The organism is Pseudomonas sp. YuFO8, assembly GCF_035065025.1.
Classification (GTDB): Bacteria; Pseudomonadota; Gammaproteobacteria; order Pseudomonadales; family Pseudomonadaceae; genus Aquipseudomonas; species Aquipseudomonas putida_AE.
In genome coordinates, this window is the sequence record NZ_JAXDEQ010000003.1 from 273,913 (window position 1) to 291,851 (window position 17,939).

12 protein-coding genes are annotated in these 17,939 nt (G+C 63.6%); 7 read left to right on the forward strand and 5 right to left on the reverse strand.

The genetic code is table 11. The annotated features are described in order from the left end of the window. Positions 1 to 54: 54 nt before the first annotated feature. The 3 genes from SOP95_RS04720 to SOP95_RS04730 all read right to left on the reverse strand — a co-directional run bounded on the left by SOP95_RS04720 (position 55) and on the right by SOP95_RS04730 (position 5,825). Positions 55 to 2,688: an excinuclease ABC subunit UvrA gene (locus SOP95_RS04720; protein ID WP_323606391.1), complete on the reverse strand. Its 2,634-nt coding sequence runs from the start codon at positions 2,686 to 2,688 to the stop codon at positions 55 to 57. 128 nt (positions 2,689 to 2,816) lie between these two features. Further along, the gene (locus tag SOP95_RS04725; protein ID WP_323606392.1) at positions 2,817 to 4,928 is read right to left on the reverse strand and encodes a hybrid sensor histidine kinase/response regulator; all 2,112 of its coding nucleotides are present in this window, start codon (positions 4,926 to 4,928) and stop codon (positions 2,817 to 2,819) included. 207 nt (positions 4,929 to 5,135) lie between these two features. Next, positions 5,136 to 5,825, reverse strand: coding sequence for a GntR family transcriptional regulator (locus SOP95_RS04730; protein WP_046820177.1), 690 nt, complete (start codon positions 5,823 to 5,825; stop codon positions 5,136 to 5,138). A 140-nt stretch (positions 5,826 to 5,965) separates the two neighbouring features. Here SOP95_RS04730 and SOP95_RS04735 point away from each other — a divergent pair, with 140 nt between their 5' ends. The 7 genes from SOP95_RS04735 to SOP95_RS04765 all read left to right on the forward strand — a co-directional run bounded on the left by SOP95_RS04735 (position 5,966) and on the right by SOP95_RS04765 (position 13,314). Next, a complete protein-coding gene (locus SOP95_RS04735) occupies positions 5,966 to 7,051 on the forward strand; it encodes an ABC transporter ATP-binding protein (RefSeq protein ID WP_274075913.1) in 1,086 nt (361 codons plus the stop codon). 1 nt (position 7,052) lies between these two features. Next, positions 7,053 to 7,970, forward strand: a complete 918-nt coding sequence (locus SOP95_RS04740) for an ABC transporter permease (protein ID WP_274075912.1) — start codon at positions 7,053 to 7,055, stop codon at positions 7,968 to 7,970. Continuing rightward, entirely contained in the window at positions 7,967 to 8,755 is a 789-nt protein-coding gene (locus SOP95_RS04745) for an ABC transporter permease (protein WP_274075911.1), read from the forward strand. The genes SOP95_RS04740 and SOP95_RS04745 overlap by 4 nt, the downstream gene beginning before the upstream one ends. Before the next feature lie 18 nt (positions 8,756 to 8,773). Continuing rightward, on the forward strand, positions 8,774 to 9,826 hold the full coding sequence (locus SOP95_RS04750) for an extracellular solute-binding protein (protein ID WP_323606393.1): 1,053 nt from the start codon (positions 8,774 to 8,776) through the stop codon (positions 9,824 to 9,826). 132 nt (positions 9,827 to 9,958) lie between these two features. Then, a complete protein-coding gene (locus tag SOP95_RS04755) occupies positions 9,959 to 11,155 on the forward strand; it encodes an amidohydrolase family protein (protein ID WP_323606394.1) in 1,197 nt (398 codons plus the stop codon). After that, positions 11,152 to 12,639: an amidohydrolase family protein gene (locus SOP95_RS04760; protein ID WP_323606395.1), complete on the forward strand. Its 1,488-nt coding sequence runs from the start codon at positions 11,152 to 11,154 to the stop codon at positions 12,637 to 12,639. The genes SOP95_RS04755 and SOP95_RS04760 overlap by 4 nt, the downstream gene beginning before the upstream one ends. Positions 12,640 to 12,651: 12 nt before the next feature. Beyond that, the gene (locus SOP95_RS04765) at positions 12,652 to 13,314 is read left to right on the forward strand and encodes a flavin reductase family protein (RefSeq protein WP_323606396.1); all 663 of its coding nucleotides are present in this window, start codon (positions 12,652 to 12,654) and stop codon (positions 13,312 to 13,314) included. A gap of 133 nt (positions 13,315 to 13,447) precedes the next feature. Here the strand turns inward: SOP95_RS04765 and SOP95_RS04775 are convergent, their stop codons facing one another. Then, entirely contained in the window at positions 13,448 to 16,546 is a 3,099-nt protein-coding gene (locus tag SOP95_RS04775; protein ID WP_323606397.1) for an error-prone DNA polymerase, read from the reverse strand. After that, entirely contained in the window at positions 16,522 to 17,937 is a 1,416-nt protein-coding gene (locus SOP95_RS04780) for a Y-family DNA polymerase (protein WP_274075904.1), read from the reverse strand. The genes SOP95_RS04775 and SOP95_RS04780 overlap by 25 nt, the downstream gene beginning before the upstream one ends. Between the last annotated feature and the right edge of the window lie 2 nt (positions 17,938 to 17,939).

Here is a 17,939-nt window from a genome sequence, read left to right on the forward strand (position 1 = left end):
ACAGGGGTACGCGTTTCCCTGTAGGAGCTGCCGCAGGCTGCGATCTTTTGATCTTCAATGCCCAAGAACCCTGGCGAGAAATGGCGCTGTTCGGCTCTTTTTGCTGCTCGCGACTTTCCGCGGCTCCCCCGCCACCACAACCTTGCCCCCCTGATCCCCCGCCCCCGGGCCGATATCGATCACCCAGTCACTCTGCGCCACCACGCGCATTTCATGTTCGACGACGATCACCGTGTGCCCAGCCGTCACCAGGTTGTTCAACTGCTCGAGCAGACGATCGACGTCGCGCGGGTGCAGGCCCGTTGTCGGTTCATCGAGCACGTAGAGCGTCGCCCCGCGCTGGTTGCGTTGCAGCTCGGTGGCCAGCTTGATGCGCTGGGCTTCACCCCCGGACAGCTCGGTCGCCGGTTGGCCGAGGCGCAGGTAGCCCAGGCCGATATCGCGCAGCACCTCCAGGGACCGACGCACCGCCGCTTGTTCGGCGAACACGTCCACGGCCTGGTCCACGGTCAGTTGCAGCACCTGGGCAATGGTCAGGTCCTGCCAGGTGATCGCCAGCGTCTCGGGGTTGTAGCGCGCGCCGTGGCAGGTCGGGCATGGCGCGTAGACGCTGGGCATGAACAGCAATTCGACGCTGACAAAACCTTCGCCTTCACAGGTCGGGCAGCGGCCCTTGGCGACATTGAAGGAAAACTGCCCGGCATCGTAACCCGCCGCCTGCGCCTCGGGCGTGGCGGCGTAGAGCTTGCGTACATTGTCGAACAGCCCGGTGTAGGTCGCGAGGTTAGAGCGCGGCGTACGGCCAATGGGCTTCTGATCGACCTGCACCAAACGCTTGATCGACGCCAGCCCCGCCGCAACCTGCCCGCCACTGACGGTCGGCGCTTCATCTTCCAGGCTCAGTTCCTGCGGTTCGCTCTCAGTGCCCGGACGCCCCAGATGCGCACCGACCAGCTCCAGCAACGCCTGGCTGACCAGGCTGGATTTCCCCGAGCCCGACACCCCGGTCACCGCCGTGAAACAGCCCAACGGAAACTCGACGCTGAGGTTGTCCAGATTGTTGCGCGTGACGCCTTCAAGACGCAGCCAGTCGCTGGCCTTACGCGGACGACGGGATTGGTTGGCGTGTTCGGCGAACAGGTAGGCGCGGGTCTGCGAATCCTTCACTGCTGCCAGCCCCGCCGGCGCACCGCTGTACAGCACCCGGCCGCCATGCTCGCCCGCCGCCGGGCCGACATCGATCAACCAGTCGGCGCGGCGCATGGTTTCCAGGTCGTGCTCGACCACAAACAGGGTATTGCCCGCGGCTTTCAAGCGTTGCAGGGCTTCGAACAGTGCTTCACCGTCGGCCGGGTGCAAGCCGGCCGAGGGCTCATCCAGCACGTAGATCACGCCGAACAACTGCGAGCCCAGCTGGGTCGCCAGGCGCAGGCGTTGCAATTCGCCAGACGACAGCGTCGGCGTACTGCGCTCCAGGGCCAGGTAACCCAGGCCCAGGTCGGTCAGGGTGCTGACCCGCTCCAGAAGATCCTGGGCAATGCGTTGCGCGGCGAGGCGTTTTTCCACCGAGAGATTCGGCGTGTGGCGTACATCCGGGGCGTTGGCATGGCCACTGGCACCGTGGGCCACGCGCTGTTCACGGGCCTCGCGGGTTTGCTGGTGAGTTAATACCTCTCCCGCCTCATCGCCCTCTTCGAGGTAATGCCGGGCCGCCACTGGCTTGAGTACTTCTGCCACTTGCAGCAAGGGCATTTGGGACAGTTCGCCGATGTCGTAGCCGGCGAAAGTCACCGAAAGGGCTTCGTGCTTGAGGCGCTTGCCGTCGCACAATGGGCAAGGGCTACCGAGCATGAAGCGCGAGACGCGCTTCTTCATCAACGCACTTTGCGAATGGGTGAAGGTGTGCAGGATGTAGCGCCTGGCGCCGGTGAAGGTGCCCTGGTAACTCGGTTCCATCTTGCGCTTGAGGGCGACCCGGGTTTCCTTCGGGGTGAGCCCGGCGTACACCGGCACCGTCGGGGTTTCTTCGGTGAAGAGAATCCAGTCACGCTGCTTCTTCGGCAGGTCGCGCCAGGGCACATCGACGTCATAGCCCAGGGTCACCAGGATGTCCCGCAGGTTCTGGCCCTGCCAGGCCATGGGCCAGGAGGCCACGGCGCGCTGGCGGATGGTCAGGCTCGGGTCCGGCACCATCAGTGCTTCGGTGACCTCATACACCCTGCCCAGGCCGTGGCATTGCGGGCACGCGCCCTGGGGCGTGTTCGGAGAAAAGTCTTCGGCGTAGAGCATCGGCTGCCCCGGCGGGTAACTGCCGGCACGGGAATACAGCATGCGGATCAGGCTCGACAAGGTCGTGACGCTGCCCACCGAAGACCGCGTGCTCGGCGTGCCCCGTTGCTGCTGCAAGGCCACCGCGGGCGGCAAGCCCTCGATGGAATCGACATCCGGCACGCCCACCTGATCGATCAGGCGTCGCGCATAAGGCGCCACGGACTCGAAATAGCGGCGCTGGGCTTCGGCGTACAGTGTCGAAAACGCCAGGGACGACTTGCCCGAGCCGGACACCCCGGTGAACACCACCAGGGCATCGCGGGGAATGTCGACATCGACGTTCTTGAGGTTGTGCTCCCGGGCGCCACGCACCCTGACCATGCCGGAGGGAGGGTTGGAGGTGCGTTTGTCAGTCATGGCCCAGCCTGAATTCAAGAAAGTCACGAAACACCTGTAGGAGCTGCCGCAGGCTGCGATCTTTTGATCTTGTTTTGAAAAATCAAAGTCAAGAGATCGCAGCCTGCGGCAGCTCCTACAGGACATGTTCAGCCGTTGAGAACCGTGCGGATCATCTGCGTCAACGCTTGCGGCCCATAGGGCTTGCTCAGTAAATGGGTATCCGGGCTGAGCTGGTGGTTGCGCGAGATGATGTCACGGGTGTGGCCGGAGGTGAACAACACCGCCACCGGGGGTTCCTGTACCTTGGCCCATGCCGCCAGGTCCGAGCTTTTTATCAAACCAGGCATGACCACGTCGGTGAAGATCAGGTCCACCGCCGCGCCCTCCAGCAACATCTGCATGGCAACGTCGGCATTGGCGGCGGTGAGCACCTGATAGCCTTCTTCGCGCAACAACTCCACGGTGGAAACGCGCACCGCCTCATTGTCCTCGACCACCAGGACCCGCTCGTTGGCGCCCTGTTGCGGCACATCGGCACGGGGCGTTTCACTGTCCATCGAACGCAGGCTGCGCGGGAAATACATCTGCACCCGGGTGCCCTGCCCCTCGACGCTGGACATCTCGATGTGCCCGCCACTCTGCTTGACGAAACCGAACACCATGCTCAACCCAAGCCCCGTGCCCTGGCCGTCGGGCTTGGTGGTAAAAAACGGCTCGAACGCCTGGGCCAGCACCTGCGGCGGCATACCCGCACCACTGTCAGCCACGGACACCCGCACATAGTCGCCGGCGGCAATGCCCTTGCCGGCGCAAAAAACCTGGTCAAGGCCGATGTTGTCGGCGCTGAGGTCGATGGTCCCCTCACCCTTCATGGCGTCACGGGCATTGATCGCCAGGTTGAGGATGGCGTTTTCCAGTTGATTGCGATCGACGAAGACCTGCCAGGAATCCGGTGGCGCGCTCATATGGACGTGGATGGTTTCCCCCAGCGCACGCTGCAACAGTTCGCCAAGTTCGTCGAAGATCTGCTGCGGCGTACAAATGGCCGGGGACAGCGGCTGGCGACGGGCAAACGCGAGCAATTGCGCAGACAATTTTGCCCCACGCTCGACGGCGGCAATCGACGCCGCCACCCGACGCTGGACATTGGCGTTCTGCGGCTCATGCCGGGCCAGCAGGTGCAGGTTGCCGGCGATCACTTGCAGCAGATTATTGAAGTCATGGGCCACGCCCCCCGTCAGGCCGCCAATGGCCTCGAGTTTCTGTGACTGGCGCAATTGCTCTTCCGCCGCGAGACGTGCCTCGACTTCGTCGGCGACCCGCTGCTCCAGATTGCGGGTGAACCTGAGCAAGGATTCTTCGGCGCTCTTGCGTTCATGGATGTCGATCAGCACCCCGGGGAAACGAAACGGTTCGCCCTCTGCATTGAACTCGCAGCAGCCACTGGCGAGTACCCAACAGTAGCTGCCATCGGTGCGCAGCACCCGGTATTCGGCATTAAAGGGCTCGCCGGTTTCCACTGATTGCTGGACCTGTTCCTGCATCCAGCTCAGGTCGTCGGGATGAATCCGTGCTTCGGCAATGTCCGATGGCAAGTCGGCCAGGTCTTGCTCGGCCGGGTAGGAAAAAGTCCGGGCGAAACGCTCGTCACCGCTCAGCACATTGGCCTTGACGTCCCAGACGAACGAACCGAGCAAGGCGCCCGCATTCAATGCCAGGCGTACCCGCTCGTTATCGGCGCGATAAGCATCTTCGGCCACCTGCCGAAGACGTTCGGAAATCACATGCTCCGTGGTCTCGACGACCATCGCCATGACCCCGGCCGGCTTGCCGTCATCGTCCGCCACCGGGCTGTAATAGAGGTCCATCCAGACGTCTTCGGGCACGCCGTCGCGCAGCAGCACCAGCTCTTTGCCACGGTAGGACAAGGTGCCGCCGGCCAGGCAGGTATCGACCACATGCCGATTGAATTCGGCCACTTCCGGCCAGCCCAGTTCCACCGGCGCCCCCAACAGATAGGGATGGCGCCCGCCGGCAAATTTCGAATAGGCGTCGTTGTAGATCATGTAGCCGGGCCGCCCCCACAACATCACCATCGGCAACGGCGAGGCGAGCATCAACTGCACCGAACTGCTCAGGCTTCTCGGCCAGGCATCGAGGCTGCCCAGCTCGGTCCGGCTCCAGTCGAACGCACGAATACGCTCGGCCATTTCGCCGTCCCAGCCGGCACACCCGTGGCTATCTTCTAGAAACTGCATCGACTGGCTCTGCGTCCCGGTTATTGCACCCGTTTGATTCGAGCATCGCGGATGGCAATGGTTTCATAGAGGTATAGCTGATTCGAGAAATTGACGCAGCCCCCCCTGTAGGAGCTGCCGAAGGCTGCGATCTTTTGACTTTGATTTTCTCAAAGCAGATCAAAAGATCGCAGCCTTCGGCAGCTCCTACAAGGGGTGCGGGGAGCATTAGACCTCGATCAGGTGCTTGAGCGGGTGATAGCCAGTTTTCAAAGTCGCCGCCACATCCAGAATCGCCTTCTCGATCCCGTTCAGATGGATGCAGGTCAGCTCGATCGCCGCGCTCTGGTTGCCCGCCTCGATGTACTCGATCAACCGCAGGTGTTCGTCGTCGCGGCAGGCTTCGTGGCTGTCGTCGTCCAGCGCGGCGGCGTACAGCGAGGCTCGGGAGATCAGCTTCTGGAACCAGTCGAGTAAGACCGGGTTGTTCAGGCTGCGGGCCAGCTTGATGTGGAACTCGCCGAGCAGGTGGATCAAGCGTTCGTGGTCACCGTTGCGATGCGCCTCGTCCTCCAGCAGCAGGTGATCGCGCAGATCCCGGGTCACTGCCGTATCGCGTCGGCGACACAGTTCGCTGACGATGCCGATCTCGACCAGGCGCCGGGTTTCGAACAACGAACGGATCTCTTCGTCGCTCGGCAGCGACACCGACGCACCTTTATTGGGCTCGGTGGTGACCAGTCCATCGGCCTCCAATTGCTTGAGCGCGGCACGCACCGACGTGCGGCTGACATTGAAAAGTTCGGCCAACGAAGCCTCGCCCAGCTTCATGCCAGGCCGCAGCGAGCGTTTGCTGATCGCCTCGTAAACCCCTTGGTAGACGCGGTCGACCGTGGTTTCCAGTTTCTTTTCCGCCATTCGATGACTCCTTGATCGCTACGCAACCCACTCCAGGCGAATCCACAGCCTTGCAAAAGGGGGTTGCACAAGCAGGTTAATCCGGGTATTTCTAAATTGCATCCAGATTTTGCATACAATAATTAGAGGAATGCACCATTATGGGTCATCCAGTTGCAATTGAAGTGCGAAACGTCTCAAAACGTTATTCCGACGATCCCGGACTGGCGCCAGCCCTGGACAATGTCTCGGTCGACATCGCCGACAACGAATTCTTCACCCTGCTCGGCCCCTCCGGCTGCGGCAAGACCACCCTGCTGCGCACCATCGCCGGTTTCGAGCACGTCAGCGAAGGCGAGATTCGCCTGGCCGGGGAACCGGTCAACGATCTGCCGCCGTTCAAGCGTAGGGTCAACACGGTGTTCCAGAGCTACGCGCTGTTTCCGCACATGAGTGTTGCGCAGAATATCGCCTTCGGCCTCGAGATGCAGGGTCTTGATCGCAAGCTGATCCCGCAACGGGTCGATGAGATGCTGGCGCTGGTGCAAATGCAACACCTGGCCCAGCGCAAACCGGCGGAATTATCCGGTGGCCAGCAGCAGCGCGTGGCGCTGGCCCGGGCCCTGGCGCCGAAGCCCAAGGTGCTGTTGCTCGACGAGCCGTTGTCGGCGCTGGACCTCAAGCTGCGCAAGGAAATGCAGGTCGAACTCAAGCGCGTGCAGAAGGAAGCCGGGATCACCTTCATCTTCGTCACCCACGACCAGGAAGAAGCCCTGACCCTGTCCGATCGCATCGCTGTGATGTCCGCCGGCAAGATCCTGCAGATCGGCACACCCAACGACATCTACGAAAACCCCCAGCATCGGTTCGTCGCCCAGTTCATCGGCGACATCAACTTCCTTCCCGGCCATATCAAACGTGGTCAGCAGAACGAGAAGCTCTTCGTGCCCAACGGCATGCCGGTGGAAATCCCCTGCCCGGCCCAGGGCTTCGACGGCTCCAGCGTGCAACTGGCGTTCCGCCCGGAGCGTTCGCAACTGGTCGACCCGACGCAACCACACCACCTGCGCGGGGTGATCGAGGCGGTGTTGTATGTCGGTACGGCGACCCTCTACCAGTGCCGCCTGAACAACGACATCAAGGTCATGCTGCGCGAAAACAACGAAGGCCTGAACCGCAATCGCGGGGTTGGCGACCGTGTCGCGGTCAACCTTCCGCCCCACGCCTGCCTGTTGATGGAGGCCTGAGATGAGCGTCAGCAGCACTTCCCCAGCCCTCAACCGCGCGCTGTTGCTCAGCCCGGTGGTCCTGACCCTGCTGTCTCTGATCGCCATTCCGCTGGGCATCATGGGCTATATCAGCCTGTTGCCGCGCAACGTCTATGGCGGCGTCGACTGGCAGGCCGACTGGCAATTGCAAAGCTACGTGCAGCTGTTTTTCCAGGAAGGTTTCGACGGCGAACTGGAGCTGAACTGGGTCTACGCCCAGGCGCTGATCCGCTCGGTGTTCCAGGCCGGCGGCACCACGGTGCTGTGTTTCCTGTTCGGCTTTCCGGTGGCGCTGTGGATGTCGAGCCTGACCCCGCGGCGGCGCAACCTGATGGTGTTGCTGATCACCATCCCGTTCTGGACCAACCTGTTGATCCGCAACTACGCCTGGTTGATCATCCTGCGCGAACAGGGCTGGGTCGCCCAGAGCCTCAACGCGCTGTTGCCCCAGGCCGGCGGCATCACCCTGCTCTACAACGACTTCGCGGTCAGCGTCGGGCTGGTCTACAGCTTCCTGCCGTTCATGATTTTGCCGATCTACTCGACCCTGGAAAAACTCGACTGGCGCCTGGTGGAAGCCGCCTATGACCTGGGTGCCAATCGCTGGCATGCGCTGCGGCGGATCATTTTGCCGCTGTCGATGCCGGGGGTGATTGCCGGCTCATTGCTGGTGTTCGTACCGAGCCTCGGTGCCTTCATCACCCCGGCGATTCTCGGCGGCGGCAAGACGCTGATGATCGGCAACCTGATCCAGCAACAGTTCGGCACGGCGCGTAACTGGCCACTGGGCAGTTCGCTGTCGTTCCTGCTGCTGGGGATTCTGCTGCTGTCTCTGGTGCTGTACGCCCTCTATAGCCGCAGCGCCGCCAAAACGCTTCGCCGAGGAGCCACCGCATGATCGCCCTGCACTTGAAAAAACTGCCGATGACCCGGGAAGTCAGCCTGCTGATCCTGGCCTATCTGTACCTGCCGATCTTCGTGCTGATCGCCTACAGCTTCAACGCCAACCGCTCGGCGACGGTGTGGACCGAGTTCTCGTTCGCCTGGTACGGACGGATCCTCGCCAACCCGTCGATCCAGACCGCGGCGCTGAACTCGATCATCGTCGCCAGCATCGCCACGGTATGTGCCACGGCAATTGCGCTGCTTGCGGCACTGGCGACCTACCGGCCGTTCTATGGGCAGAAGATGGTCGAAGGCGGGATCAACCTGCCGCTGATCCTGCCGGAGATCGTCACCGCCGTCGCCACCCTGCTGCTGTTCATGGCGCTGGGAATCAAGCTCGGTTTGCTGACGGTGATCGTCGCGCACGTCGGCTTCTGCATTCCCTTCGCCTACCTGCCGATCCGCGCGCGGCTCAATGACCTGGACAAGAGCCTGCTGGAAGCGGCGAACGACCTGTACGCCAATCCGTGGCAGGTGTTTCGCCGGGTGACGCTGCCGCTGTTGTGGCCGGCGGTGCTGTCCGGGTCGGTGCTGGCGTTCGTGGTCAGCCTCGACGATTTCATCATGACCTTCTTCGTCGCCGGTCCCGGTTCGACCACGTTGCCGGTGTACATCTTCTCCGCGATCAAGGCCGGCGTGACGCCGGAGATCAACGCGATCTCGACCCTGATGCTGGTGATTTCCATCGTGCTGGTGGTGCTGGCCTTCTGGCTGGGACAGCGCGGCAAAAACCAATAATCCTGGAGCGCTTCAACCATGAAAACAAAAAGCATGTGCTTCGCTGTTGCCGGTCTGGCCCTGAGTTGCTTCACCGCGTTGAGTACACAGGCCGCTGAGCCCAAGGAACTGTTCTTCTACAACTGGACCGACTATTACCCGGTCGACCTGCTGGCCAAGTTCGAAAAGGAGACCGGGATCAAGGTCACCATGGACGGCTACGACAGCAACGAAACCCTGCTGGCCAAGTTGCAGGCAGGCGGCGCGGCGTACGACGTGATCGTGCCGTCGCAATCGATCATGCGCACCCTGATCAACCAGGACCTGCTACTGGAAATCGACGCATCGGCCTTGCCCAACTTCCAGCACGTCAAGCCGGCGTTCCGCGACCCGAGCTTCGACCCCGGCCGCAAGTTCTCGGCGCCGTACCTGTGGGGCACCACCGGGTTCTCCTATGACAGCGCGCGGGTGCCGGGCGGCAAACTGGACGACTCGTGGAAAGAGTTCTTCGAGCCGCGCAAGGAACTGCAAGGCCAACTCGCCGCCCTCGACACCTCCAGCAGCGTGATCAACGCCGCCAGCCACTATCTGAATGTCGACGAATGCAGCGAAAACCCCCAGGACGCCAAGCGCATCCTGGAGCTGCTGCAAAAGCAGAAGCCCTTCCTGAAGATGTACAGCTCGGACAACACCGTCGATCGCATGGCCTCCGGTGAAGTGATCATGATGCAGAACTGGAACGGCTCCACGGCCCGGGCCACCTTGCAGAAGAGCACCATCAAGTACGTGTACCCGAAGGAAGGCCTGGCGATGTTCCAGGACAACTTCGCCGTACCGAAAAGCGCGCCGCACCCCGGCAACGCGAAGATCTTCATCGACTGGATGATGAAACCGGAAAACGCCGCGGCCGTGTCCAACGCTATCGCCTATGACAACGGCATCCAGAGCGACAAGCTGATCGACGCCAAGTGGCGAGTGATGGACGCCATCAACATGCCCGACGAATTCGCCTCGCGCCTGCGCCCGGAGAAGGAATGCAGCAACAAGGCGCGGGAGCTGCAGGACCGCATTTGGGCGAAGCTCAAGGGCTGATCCTGGACCAGTTCGCGGCCTTCGCTGGCAAGCCAGCTCCTACAGGTATTGTGTTTACGCCGACGTCCCCCTGTAGGAGCTGGCTTGCCAGCGAAGAGGCCCGCCTGAACAACACAGAATTGGAGGTATGAAATGACCCAACCCCGCTGGCTACGCAACGTGCGCCCCTACGGCTCAACCGCCGAAGACCTACTGATCGAAAACGGCCACTTCACCCAACGTCGCCCGGCCTCGAACACCGAGCTGCTGGCCACCGACATCGACGGCCAGAACCAGCTGCTGACCCCCGCCCTGGTGGAAAGCCACGTACACCTGGACAAGACCCTCTGGGGCCAACCCTGGCGCCCGAACAGCGCAGGTCCCACCCTCAAGGACTACATCGCCAACGAACGCCGAATCCTGCGGGAAGTCACCGCCCCCATCGCGCAACGGGCCGGCGCCCTGCTGGAAAACTGCATTGCCCGCGGCTCGCTGACGATGCGTTGCCACGTCGACATCGACCCCGAATTCGGCCTGCGCCATGTCGAAGCCATGCAGCAACTGCGGGAAAAATACCGCGACCTTATCGACCTGCAACTGGTGGTGTTCCCGCAAACCGGCCTCATCAGCCGCCCCGGCACCGCCGAGCTGATGCGCGAAGCCATGGCCCTGGGCGTGGAGAACGTCGGGGGGCTTGATCCCTGCGGCATCGACAACGACCCCGTGGCGCAGCTCGACTTCGTGTTCAACCTGGCCAGCGAGTTCGAGCGTGGCGTCGACATCCACCTGCACGACAAGGGCGAGCTGGGCCTGTGGCAGATCGCGCTGATCGCCGACTACACCGAGCGCTTCGGGCTGCACGGCCGGGTGATGATCAGCCATGCCTATTGCCTGGGCATGTTGCCCTGGAGCCAGGTCAAGCCTGTGGCCGAACGCCTGGCGGCGCTGGGTATTTCGCTGATGAGTTCGGCGCCGGCCGACTGCGCAGTGCCGCCGTTCCTGGCGTTGCGCGAGGCTGGTGTCAACGTCTGCCTGGGTTCCGACGGGATTCGCGACGCCTGGTCGCCCATGGGCAACGGCGACATGCTGGAGCGGGCGATGCTGCTGGCGTTTCGTTTCGACTTGAACAAGGACGAAGAACTGGCGGCGGCGTTTGCGGCGGCGACGGACAATGGCGCTCGGGCGCTAGGCTGTGAAAACTATGGCCTGGAAATTGGTCGGCCAGCGGATTTCCTGTTGATGCCGGTTCAGACCCTGGGCGAAGCCGTGGTTTCGCGGCCGGTTCGCCAGGTGTATCGCGGTGGTCAACTGATCGCGTCTGGCGGTCGTCTGCTGGAAAGCCGCCGGTGAAACGCATCGGCTTGCGGGCCAGCTGCGTAGTCGGCTTCGACGGCGCGCAACATGTGCTGTGGCGCGACGGCGAAGTGGTGTTCGAAGGCGCGCGCATCCTGTTTGTCGGGCGAGATTACGCCGGGCCGGTGGATCAGTGGATCGACCATGGCAACGCGCTGATCGGCCCGGGTTTCATCGATCTGGATGCGCTGGGCGATCTCGATTCCACGGTGCTGACCCTGGACAACGGCGACGAGCGCGCCATGGGCCGGATGTGGTCGGCGCAGTATCTGGCGCGCGGCCCACGGGAAAGCTACAGCGCCGAAGAAGAAGTCTTCAAATACCGCTACGCCTTCACCCAATTGATCCGCAACGGCATCACCACGGCCATGCCGATCACCTCGATGTACTACCGCGAGTGGGCCGAAACCTACGACGAGTTTGCCGCGGTGGCCGGGGTGGCGGCCGAGCTGGGGCTGCGCACTTACCTTGGCCCCTGCTACATGAGCGGCATGAGCTACTGGCAGGCAGACGGCACGCTGGCCCATCACTGGCAGGAAGCCCGGGGCATGGCCGGGCTCGAGGCGGCCGAGCGGTTTTTCCGGAATTTCGATGGCGCTCATGGCGGCCTGATTCGCGGCGCGCTGCTGCCGGATCGCATCCAGACCTGCACGCCGGCGCTGTTGCAACGCACCGCGGCACTGAGCCGCGAACTCAACGCGCCGATGCGTTTGCACTGCTGCCAGGGGCTCGGCGAGGTGGCGATGGTTGAACAACTGCGCGGTTTTTCGCCGCTGGCTTGGCTGGAGGATCTGCACCTGCTGACCCCGCGCAGCCTGTTGCCCCATGGCATCTACACCCGGGGCCATGATGATCTGCAACGGCTGGTGGATAGCGGCGCCAGCCTGGTGCATTGCCCGGTGGTGTTCGCCCGGGATGGCGAGGCGCTGAATTCCTTTGGTCGCTATCGCGCCAAGGGCATCAACTTCGCCCTGGGTACCGACACCTGGCCGGCGGACCTGTTGGACAACATGCGCCAGGGCTTGAACATCGCGCGCTTGATGGAAGGCGGCAATGCACTGACCAGCACCCTGGACCTGTACAACGCCGCCACACTCGGCGGCGCCAAGGCCCTGGGACGCGACGATCTCGGGCGCCTGGCACCGGGGGCCAAGGCCGACATCACCGTGTTCAACCTGCGCGGCCTGCACCTGGGACCGCTGTTCGACCCACTGAAAAACCTGGTTTTGGCCGGGCGCGGTGACGATTGCATCGCCAGCTACATCGACGGTCGCTGCGTGATGCAGGACCGTCAGGTGCAGGGCGTCGACTACCCCGCCCTGCAGCGCCAGGCCCAACGGCAATTCGAAAAACTGATGCGCAGCCACAGCGACCGAGCCTTCGGCCAACCGGACTGGAAGACCCTGTTCCAGCCGGCTATCCCGTTCGCCGACGACTACAGCGCACAGGCGCCGCTCTGCGCCATCGATCCACTCCTTTAGAGAATCCTGCCTATGCAAAGCTTCGATTTCAGCACGCTGAGTGCGCGAGACAAATACAAGATCCTGATCGGCAGCGTGGTGCCACGGCCGATTGCCCTGGTCACCACCGTCGACGCTGAAGGCCGCGTCAATGCTGCGCCGTTCAGCTTCTTCAACGCGCTGTCTGCCGATCCGCCGATCCTGGCGCTGGGCGTGGAAAACTACGGCGACCAGAGTCCCAAGGACACCACGCGCAACATCCAGCTCAACCAGGAGTTCACCGTGAACATCGTCAGCGATGCCCTGGTGGAAGCCATGAACGTCTGCGCCGTGCCCTTCGCTCCGGGTTTCGACGAGCTGACCGCCGCCGGCCTCACCGCCATCCCCGGCACCACGGTCAGATGCCCACGCATCGGCGAAGCGCCGGTGGCCCTGGAATGCCGGCGGATGATGGCGCTGTCCATCGGCCAGTCGCGGGAGATCATCCTTGGTGAAGTGTTGATGGCCCATGTGCGCGATGAGCTGATCGACCCGAAGACCCTGTACATCGATCAACTGGGGCTTGATGCGATCGGGCGGATGGGTGGGCATGGGTATGCGCGCACGCGCGACTACTTCGACCTGCCAACCCGTTCTTTGCAGGCGTGGACGGACGCACCAGGTGGTGGCGAACGCCTCTGGCCCTCCACCAAATAACCAGACACACCCCAAAACCTGTAGGAGCGAGCTTGCTCGCGATGGTCGTCAACGATAACGCTGATAACCTGACAGCCCGCGGCGCTCTCAGGTCCATCGCGAGCAAGCTCGCTCCTACAGGGGGTTGCGTGTGTCAGTGGAAGTCGCGGCTGCGCACGGTGATGCCGTCGAGCAGTGGGCTCAGGTCGCTCAAGCGCCCGGCTATCAAATGCCGCACATCCCCCTCCTTCTCCCAGCGCCCATCGACCTTGAGCAGCTGCGACCCCACCAACACCTGGCGCTGGCGCTCGGCCAGGTCGCGCCAGACCACCACGTTGACGTTGCCGAACTCGTCTTCCAGGGTGACGAAGGTCACACCGCTGGCGGTGCTCGGCCGTTGGCGACCGGTCACCAGCCCGGCGACGCTGACCGGTCGCCCGTGCTCAACCTCCAGCAACTCCCTGGAACTGCGGCAGCGACGGGCTTTCAATTCGCCGCGCAACAAGGCCAACGGATGCGGCCCGAGGGTGGTGCCCAGGCTGTTGTAATCGGCCAGCAGGTCCTCACCCACCGTGGGTCTGGGCAACGCCACCGCGTCCTCCTCCTGACGGGGCAGGCCGGCAAACAGACCGAGCTGTTTTTCCACCCCCGCCACTTCCCAGCGCGCCCGATGCCGGTCGCCGGCCAGCCCGCGCAATGCACCGGCATCGGCCAGTTGTTCCTGGGCGCGGGCATCCAGGCGGGCCCGTTCGCCCAGGTCGGCGATGTCGGCAAACGCGCCCTTGGACCGCGCCGCCTCGATGCGCCGGGCATCGTCCTCGCGAAAGCCCTTGATCATGCGTAACCCCATGCGAATCGCCGGCTGCGCGCCGGCAATCGGCTCCAGGCTGCAATCCCAGTCGCTGGCCCGCACGTCCACCGGGCGGATCTGCAAATGGTGGCGACGCGCGTCCTGCAGAATCTGGTCCGGGCTGTAGAAGCCCATGGGCCAACTGTTGATCAGGGCACAGGCGAAAGCCGCCGGTTCGTGGCATTTCAACCAGCAACTGGCGTAGGTCAGCAAGGCAAAACTGGCGGCGTGGGATTCGGGAAAACCGTAGCTGCCAAAGCCCTTGATCTGCTCGAAGATCTGCGCGGCGAAGTCGGCGCTGTAGCCTTTTTTCTTCATCCCGGCGGCCAGGCGTTCCTTGTGTGGTTCCAGTCCGCCATGGCGTTTCCAGGCGGCCATGGAGCGGCGCAACTGATCGGCTTCGCCGGGGCTGTAGTCGGCGGCGACGATGGCGATCTGCATCACCTGTTCCTGGAACAGCGGCACGCCCAAGGTGCGTTTCAACACCTCGCGCAATTCTTCGGAGGGATAGCTTTCCAGCTCTTCCTTGTTTCGTCGGCGCAGGTACGGGTGCACCATGCCACCCTGGATCGGCCCGGGCCGCACGATGGCCACCTCGATCACCAGGTCATAGAACTCGCGCGGCTTGAGCCGGGGCAGCATCGACATCTGCGCCCGGGACTCGATCTGGAACACGCCGATGGTGTCGGCGCGGCCAATCATGTCGTAGGTCAGCGAGTCCTCAGAGGGGATGGTCGCCAGGCTCAAGTCGAGGTTGCGATGACGCCGCAGCAGATCAAGGCAACGGCGAATCGCGCTGAGCATGCCCAGCGCGAGGATATCCACCTTGAGCAGGCCGACCGCGTCCAGATCGTCCTTGTCCCACTGGATGATGGTGCGCTCGGCCATGGCGGCGTTTTCCACCGGCACCAGGTGGTCCAGCGGCTGCTCGGAAATCACGAAGCCGCCAGGGTGCTGGGACAGGTGCCGGGGGAAACCGATCAACTGCTGGGTCAAGCTCAACACCCGGCGCAGCACCGGGCTCTCGGGATCGAAACCGCCTTCACGCAGGCGCTCCACGGGCGGTGTTTCATCACTCCAGTGTCCACAGCAATCGGCCAGGGCATTGATCTGGTCCGGCGGCAGCCCCAAGGCCTTGGCCACATCGCGCACGGCACCGGCCGCGTGGTAAGTGCTGACCACGGCGGTCAAGGCCGCGCGGGTGCGGCCATAACGCTGGAATACGTACTGCAGGACTTCTTCGCGGCGCTCGTGCTCGAAGTCCACATCGATATCCGGGGGCTCGTCGCGTTCCTTGGAAAGAAAGCGTTCAAACAGCATGTTCATGCGGTCGGGGTCGATCTCCGTGATGCCCAAGGCGAAACACACCGCCGAGTTGGCCGCCGAGCCCCGGCCCTGACAGAGGATTTTTTCGCGCCGGGCGAAGGCGACGATGTCCTGGACGGTGAGGAAATAACTCTCGTAACCGAGCTCGGCGATCAGCCCCAGTTCCTTGTCGATCAGCCCGCGCACTTTCTCGCTGGCACCCTGGGGCCAGCGCTCGCGAATGCCGCGCTCGGTCAATTCCCTCAGCCAGGAGGTTGCGCTGTGTCCATCTGGCACCAGCTCCCGCGGATACTGATAACGCAGCTGGCCAAGATCAAAGGTACAGCGCCGGACAATGTTCAGGGTTTCGTCGAGCAAGGCAGGCGGATAGAGCTCGCGCAGCACATCGAGGCCGCGCAGGTGCCGCTCGCCGTTGGGGTGCAGGCGCAGCCCGGCATCGGCCACCGGCAGGTGATGGCGGATCGCGGTCATGGTGTCCTGCAGGGCCCGGCGTCCGCGCGCGTGCATGTGCACATCGCCGCTGGCCACCGCAGGTATCCGCAGTTCCCTGGCCAACGCCAGCAGATCACGCAGGCGCCGGCTATCGTCCTGGCCGCGATGCAGCTGGACCGCCAGCCACAGGCGCTCGGCGAAGACCTGCTGCAACCACTGGCCTTGTTCAACGTCATCGACCGCGTCCGGGATCCACAGCGCCAACAGCCCTGGCAAGGGTTCGTCGAAGTCTTCGCGCAGCACTTGATACTGGCCTTTCTGTGTACGGCGTCGGGCGCGGGTGATCAGTCGGCACAGGGTCTGGTAACCTTCGAGGTTTTCCACCAGCAACACCAGTTTCGGGCCATTTTCGATGCGCACTTCACTGCCGATGATCAGTGGCAACTCCACCGACTTCGCCGCCTGCCAGGCACGGACGATACCGGCCAGGGTACATTCGTCGGTGATCGCCAGGGCCTGGTAGCCCTGTTTTTTCGCCCGCTGGAACAGCTCGAGGGCACTGGAAGCACCGCGCTGGAAACTGAAGTTCGACAGGCAGTGCAGCTCGGCATATCCGGCGTTCATGCGAACCAGCCCTGCAGCCACAACGGGCCACCCTCGCCCACCGCGCGATAAGCCCAACCCTGCTGGCCGGCGCGGGTTTCGATCAGGTAGTAATCGCGGCGCACATCATCGCCGTCCCACCAACCGGACTCGATGCGTTCCGGTCCCATGAGGATGCGCGCCGAGCCTTCGTGCACCGCCAGCGGCTCGGTCAGCAGCCAGCCCGGCCGCTGCACGGTCGGCAAGCCCGTACAGGGCTGGTTGTCTGCACTGGCCTGCCACGCGCACTCGGGGCGGTGATCGGCCTGAAAGCCCAGGCCATGCACCGCGTCATCCCCCAGCCGCGCGCGCAGGCGCTCGCGCAGTTGCGCCCAGGGCAAGGTCTGCTGCGGGCGATCGTCGAACAGCTCCTGAAACTGCGGAACGAAGCTCGGCAAGTCTTCGGCGCGCAGGCGAAAACCGCGCACCGGGGCCTCGACCTGGACTTGCTCCAGTCGCCCCCGGGCCAGTTCGAACAGCATGGCCGGATCGCGCTCGGCGCTGAGCAGGCCGACCTTGATCAGCGTGTCTGGCAGCCCGGCGTGTTCCAGATGCAGGTCGAAACGCTGCACGCCGCTGTCCCGACCGCAGAGGAACGCCGACAGGTCACCGGTCAATCGGCGCAATGGAAACAGCAAGGCCTGATGGGACTGCACATCGAAATTGAGCTCGATGCGCACATCAAAACGGTCCGGCGGCAGGTAGAACGTCAGCGCCAACCGCCGTGTGCCCAGCAAGGCATCCAGGTGCTTGAGCACCTCGGCCTCGAAACGCCGGGCCAGGCTGTGCCGGGGCAACGCCTGCACTTGGCTCAAGGTGCGCAGGCCCATGCGCGACAACGCCGTGGCCACGCTGGCTTGCAACCCGATACGGTCGACGGGCAATTGCCCGAGGTGATGCTGCAAGGCTTGCTCGTCCGGCACCACCAGGCCGTCATGGGCGTTGGCCAGCATCCGCGCCGCCACCGGGTTGGGCGCGGCGACGATGCGGTGACGAAACCCCAGCTCGCCGAGTTCTGCCCGCAAACGCGCCTCGAATGGCGCCCAGCCGCCAAACAAACCCAGGCTGGACTCGATTTCGAACACCAGCGCCCGTGGGTAATGCACGCTGACCTGGGAGCTGAAGCGATAGGCCCAGGCGGCGAGAAATTGCTGCCAGTGTTCGATGGCGGCGACGTCGTACTCGGCGGTGGCAAAACCCTTGCTCAAGGCCTGGGCGGCGCTCATGGACTGGCCGGGACGCAAGCCCAGGGCCCGTGCCGGACCATTGACCGCCTGCAACACCCGACGCTGGGCCGGGCCGGTCAACAGCGCCAGCGGTTCGTCGGGGTCGGCGCGCTGACGCAGTACCGCGTCCAGCGCCAATTGCGGGAACAGAATACACACCCAGCGCATGG